At 56.8% G+C, this 410-nt stretch carries 1 protein-coding gene; it reads left to right on the top strand.

The features are described from left to right. Positions 1–3: 3 nt before the first annotated feature. The coding region (locus tag GCN78_RS28960) for a GTP-binding protein (protein WP_152254752.1) at positions 4–410 on the top strand (407 nt) is incomplete at its 3' end.

Here is a 410-nt window from a genome sequence, read left to right as displayed (position 1 = left end):
AAAATGGCAAAAGGTAAATTCGAACGGACCAAGCCGCACGTCAACGTCGGCACCATCGGCCACGTCGACCACGGTAAAACCACGCTGACCGCTGCAATCGCAACGGTTCTGTCGAAGAAATTCGGCGGCGAAGCCAAAGCATACGACCAGATCGATGCGGCTCCAGAAGAAAAAGCGCGCGGTATCACGATTAACACCGCCCACGTCGAGTACGAAACGGAAACGCGTCACTACGCGCACGTTGACTGCCCAGGCCACGCCGATTACATCAAAAACATGATTACCGGTGCTGCCCAGATGGACGGCGCGATTCTGGTGTGCTCCGCAGCTGACGGCCCAATGCCACAGACCCGCGAACACATCCTGCTGGCCCGCCAAGTTGGCGTTCCATACATCATCGTGTTCCTGAA

It is taken from the genome of Janthinobacterium rivuli, assembly GCF_009208735.1.
Classification (GTDB): domain Bacteria; phylum Pseudomonadota; class Gammaproteobacteria; order Burkholderiales; family Burkholderiaceae_D; genus Janthinobacterium.
The sequence above is the reverse complement of the archived record's forward strand: the minus strand, read 5'-3'. Positions and strand labels throughout refer to the sequence as shown.